Genomic DNA, 4,974 nt, shown 5'->3' with positions numbered 1-4,974 from the left:
ATATCAATGTATGATAATTAAATAATTTAATAAATACTTGTATTAAAAATTATAATTTATTTTAAGGTCTCATGTTAGTAGGTCAAAGTGTTTTTATCATAAGTATATAATGGCTGTTTTTTCAAGAGTTCAAATGTAAATCTATAAAACGGAAAAAGAAATAAATTAAATAGTGTTTAACTACCCCCCCCTATTTTTAATATTCATTAACATGTAAAGGCGCGTATTTAAAAGGATTATGGTGGGAATACTTCTTATAGCCTTGTCGTAAAAGATGTTTCGGCATGGAATATTCTATAAATACAACTTATGTTTTTATAAATACAAGTTATATTTATAAAGATATAAGTTGTATTTACATATATACAGTTTATATTTACAGAATATAAAAAGGTGTTTTTACTTTATCGTCTGACTATTTTATATTATATAAGCTTATAGCTATGTTTGGTTTATTTCGTCAAACTGTATAATTTTGTGGTGCAATAAATTAGATTGTTATGGGACGTACTATAAAATTACTGTTACTGTATTTCGCCTATCAGTTTGCATTCTTCGGTGGGCTTACAGGTTTGTATATGCTGAAAAGCGGAGTGATGGAAATGCCGGACATGACCGGAAGCGGATATATGTCCATTGTGATGTGGGCACAGTTTCTTTCCACTTTAGCAATCGGTCTTCATGTATTGTTGGGAAAGTATGTATCTGTTGATGCATTCAGACTGCATATGCCGGACAAATGCTCTATTCTGCTTGCATCGGCTGTGTTTATCGTGGCTATGGGTCTATGGACCAACTATTTCAGCGAGCTTGCCGGACTGCCGGACAATATGAAGGATGTGTTCGAACAGATGATGAACAACCCTTTAGGAATAATATCCATTGTGGTGATGGCTCCGTTGGTGGAGGAATTGCTGTTCCGCGGTGCGATACAGGGACATCTCATGCGAAAATGGAAAATGCCTTACCTTGGCATTGTGGTATCATCGCTGATATTCGGTCTGGTACATGGCAATCCGGCTCAGATTCCGTTTGCATTCGTGGTTGGAATGGCTCTCGGATGGGTCTATTATCTCACCGGAAGTCTTATTCCGGGAATATTGATGCACTTTATCAATAACGGCAGTTCCGTACTGCTTTATGCCTTGTCCGGCAACCCGGATGCAACTATGATTTCATCGCTCGGCGAGAATGGAGCTCTGGTTTTGGCAGTGGCCGGAATAGTTCTTACAGTGGTCTGCATTTTCATTATCAGAAAGAAGATAGTGAAAGAACCGGTGCAGTGGAACGAAGAAAATAACCTGCAGGCATAAACGATATTCGTGGATTTTGGAGTATCTTTGCGCAACAATAAAATTATATCAAACCATATAAAAGAAAGGATTTTACCGTGGCAAAAGACAGCGAAGTAGTAATGACCCCCATGATGAAACAGTTTTTCGACCTGAAGGCAAAGCATCCTGATGCTATCATGCTTTTCAGATGCGGAGACTTTTATGAAACATATTCGGAAGATGCGGTGGCAGCATCCGAGATTTTGGGCATTACCCTTACAAAGAGGGCCAACGGACAGAACAAGACTATCGAGATGGCGGGATTCCCTCATCATGCTCTTGATACATATCTGCCGAAGCTTATCAGAGCGGGACGACGTGTGGCCATCTGCGACCAGCTGGAGGACCCAAAGACTACAAAGAAACTGGTGAAACGCGGTATAACAGAGCTTGTTACGCCGGGTGTGGCCATTGGCGACAATATTCTTTCTTATAAGGAAAACAACTTCCTGGCTGCCGTTCATTTCGGAAAGACAGCTTGCGGTGTGGCTTTTCTTGATATTTCTACAGGCGAGTTTATGACTGCCGAAGGAAAACTTGATTATATCGACAAACTTCTAAATAACTTTGCTCCTAAGGAAGTGCTTTTCGAACGTGGAAAGAAACCTATGTTTGAAGGCAACTTCGGTACCAAATTCTTTACTTTCGAACTTGACGACTGGGTTTTCACAGAAACCTCGGCTGTGAAGAAACTGCTCAAACATTTTGAAACGAAGAATCTGAAAGGTTTCGGAGTGGAACATCTTAAGAATGGTGTGATAGCTTCGGGAGCTATTCTTCAGTATCTTGAAATGACTCAGCATGAGCATGTAGGGCATATCACATCGCTGTCGCGCATCGAAGAAGAGAAGTATGTGCGTATAGACAAGTTTACTGCCCGCAGTCTGGAACTTATGGGAAGTATGAACGACGGCGGAACGAGTCTGCTCGACGTGATAGACCATACCATCAGTCCGATGGGTGCACGTATGCTGAAACGCTGGATTATATTTCCGCTGAAGGATGTGCAGCCTATCAACAGAAGACTTGATGTGGTGGAATACTTCTTCCGTCATCCTGATTTTAAAGAAGAAGTTGAGGACTGTCTTCACAGAATAGGTGATTTGGAACGTATAGTGTCGAAAGCTGCTGTGGGCAGAATCTCTCCACGAGAGGTAGTGCAGCTCAAAGTGGCTCTGCAGGCTATAGAACCTATCAAGATGGCTTGTCTGGAGGCTGATAACGAGAGTCTTCGCAGGATAGGCGAACAGCTTAACCTATGTGTATCAATCCGCGACAAAATAGCAAAGGAAATAAACAATGACCCTCCGCTCTTGGTCAATAAGGGTGGTGTGATTGCCGACGGTGTGTCTGAAGAACTGGACGAGCTGAGGCGTATATCATACTCCGGAAAAGATTATCTTCTTCAGATTCAGCAGAGAGAAAGTGAGCTTACAGGTATTCCAAGCCTTAAGATTGCTTATAATAACGTGTTCGGTTATTATATAGAGGTGCGTAATGCGCATAAGGATAAGGTTCCTGCCGAATGGATAAGAAAGCAGACTCTTGTGAATGCTGAAAGATACATCACTCAGGAACTGAAGGAATACGAAGAGAAAATCCTTGGTGCAGAGGACAAGATTCTTACTCTTGAAACACGTATTTATAACGAGCTGGTAATGTCGTTGGCTGAGTTTATTCCTGCCATTCAGATAAATGCCACTCAGATAGCTGTTCTTGACTGTCTGCTTTCGTTTGCATCGGCTGCGAAGGCTAACGGTTATATACGTCCGGTGATATCGGAGGATGAAGTTCTGGATATCCGCCGGGGAAGACATCCGGTGATAGAAAAACAGCTTCCTTTGGACGAGAAGTATATAGCAAATGATGTTTATCTTGACACTGAGAAACAGCAGATTATCATAATTACCGGTCCTAACATGGCGGGTAAGTCGGCTTTGCTGAGACAGACTGCCCTTATCACTCTTATGGCTCAGATAGGTTGTTTCGTACCTGCCGAGAGTGCGCATATAGGTATCGTTGACAAGATATTCACCCGTGTGGGAGCGAGCGACAACATCTCTGTGGGAGAATCTACATTTATGGTCGAGATGAATGAGGCTGCCGATATTCTGAACAATCTTTCGCAGCGCAGTCTGGTGCTGTTCGACGAGCTTGGTCGAGGAACGTCTACATACGACGGTATATCCATAGCCTGGGCTATAGTAGAGCATATACACGAGAATCCTAAGGCAAAGGCGCGTACTCTGTTTGCAACCCACTATCATGAGTTGAACGAGATGGAGCGTACTTACAGCCGTATAAAGAACTATAATGTATCTGTCAAGGAAGTAGATAATAAGGTGATTTTCCTTCGTAAGTTAGAGCGAGGAGGCAGCGAACACTCATTCGGTATTCATGTGGCTAAGATGGCCGGTATGCCTAAGTCTATAGTGAAGCGTGCAGATGAGATTTTAGCTCTTTTGGAGAAAGAAAACCGTCAGGGTTCTATATCCGGAAAGGAAAAGGAGATAACCTCGGAATTAAAGAAAAAGAAAGGTGCTTCATCGTCGTCAACATCAGACGGTATTCAGCTGAATTTCTTCCAGCTTGACGACCCTGTATTAAGTCAAATAAGGGATGAAATTATCAATTTGGATATCAATAATCTCACCCCTGTTGAAGCTTTGAACAAATTAAATGAAATAAAGAAAATTCTTAATTGATGAAATTCTTGGCTCTCACGCTTGTCATTTCCGGATTTGCCGGAGTTGACTGGCGTGTACAGTAGTCAAACTCGTAGCTCTTTTCGCCGCTGAATGAGTTCCAGATAAGTTTAAGCTTTACAGTTTCGCCGTTAGTGTCAGGAAGCTGGTCAAGCTTGAATGCTACAAGTCCGTCGGCAAGATGTCCGTTCACATCACCATAAGCATTGTGACGGAATTCCACTTCGTACTTATTGTCAGGATTGTTTGTCGGAACCAAGTTTACGAAATGTTTTGTACCTGTATTTCCCCATGCAGTGCTGAAGCGTAATGTCAGATATCCGTCCTCGGTAACTGTCATCCAGCTGTTCATGATTTCTACCGGGTCATTACCGTAAACTTTGTCATTCTCTTCTTCATCCTCAAATCTTTCTGCTATAGGCTTTGTCAGGATACTGTCTATCCAGTTGATATGTACAGCCCTGCTGAATCCGTCTGCCGGGTCCTCAGTTTCATCGAAATTCACCAATGCTCTTACTTCTTTCTCTCCGAATGGTGATTTTGTTACATTCACCGGGCGCAGTGTAGTTTTATCGTCAAGCTGCAGGAAGAAAGTATCGTTTGCATCAGTCTTTACTGTCACCAGTGCGTTAGGAAATAGAAGAGAATAGTCGTAGTCATCATCGTCGTTATTGCACGACTGCAGTGAAAATATGGCAACCGAAGCTACCAGCGCATGTCTTAGAATTGAACGTAGTCTCATAATAATTTAATTTTTAACGTGTTAACTTTGAATGTTTGTCTATACGTTAAATGCATTATTATGGAATATCGTGCATCGTTATATGTTAAAAATACTCAATGTTGATACAATAAAAAAGCCCTCACTAAGAAGTGAAGGCTTAAGCGGTGCGTACGGGACTCGAACCCGTGACCCCATGCGTGACAGGCATGTA

At 41.9% G+C, this 4,974-nt stretch carries 3 protein-coding genes; 2 read left to right on the top strand and 1 reads right to left on the bottom strand.

Annotated features, from left to right (window positions below; all coding sequences use genetic code 11):
* Positions 1-500: 500 nt before the first annotated feature.
* Together QZ379_RS12010 and mutS are read left to right on the top strand one after the other, a co-directional pair.
* Positions 501-1,313 carry a type II CAAX endopeptidase family protein gene (locus QZ379_RS12010; RefSeq protein WP_291565084.1) on the top strand — a complete coding sequence of 271 codons (813 nt, stop codon included), beginning with the start codon at positions 501-503 and terminating at the stop codon, positions 1,311-1,313.
* 101 nt (positions 1,314-1,414) lie between these two features.
* The gene (mutS, locus tag QZ379_RS12005; RefSeq protein WP_291565087.1) at positions 1,415-4,039 is read left to right on the top strand and encodes a DNA mismatch repair protein MutS; all 2,625 of its coding nucleotides are present in this window, start codon (positions 1,415-1,417) and stop codon (positions 4,037-4,039) included.
* Here the strand turns inward: mutS and QZ379_RS12000 are convergent.
* Positions 4,032-4,781, bottom strand: a complete 750-nt coding sequence (locus QZ379_RS12000; RefSeq protein ID WP_291565080.1) for a NigD-like protein — start codon at positions 4,779-4,781, stop codon at positions 4,032-4,034. The two genes, mutS and QZ379_RS12000, sit on opposite strands and share 8 nt — an antisense overlap.
* Positions 4,782-4,974: the final 193 nt, after the last annotated feature.

Origin of the sequence: Bacteroides sp. (assembly GCF_019417265.1) — a bacterium.
Classification (GTDB): Bacteria; Bacteroidota; Bacteroidia; order Bacteroidales; family Bacteroidaceae; genus Phocaeicola.
This window is presented reverse-complemented; position numbering and strand designations above follow the sequence as displayed.

Excerpts from the sequence above, each read along its gene's own strand:
- QZ379_RS12010 (WP_291565084.1), top strand. The coding sequence starts at position 501 with ATGGGACGTACTATAAAATTACTGTTACTGTATTTCGCCTATCAGTTT.
- mutS (WP_291565087.1), top strand. The coding sequence starts at position 1,415 with ATGACCCCCATGATGAAACAGTTTTTCGACCTGAAGGCAAAGCATCCT.
- QZ379_RS12000 (WP_291565080.1), bottom strand. The coding sequence starts at position 4,781 with ATGAGACTACGTTCAATTCTAAGACATGCGCTGGTAGCTTCGGTTGCC.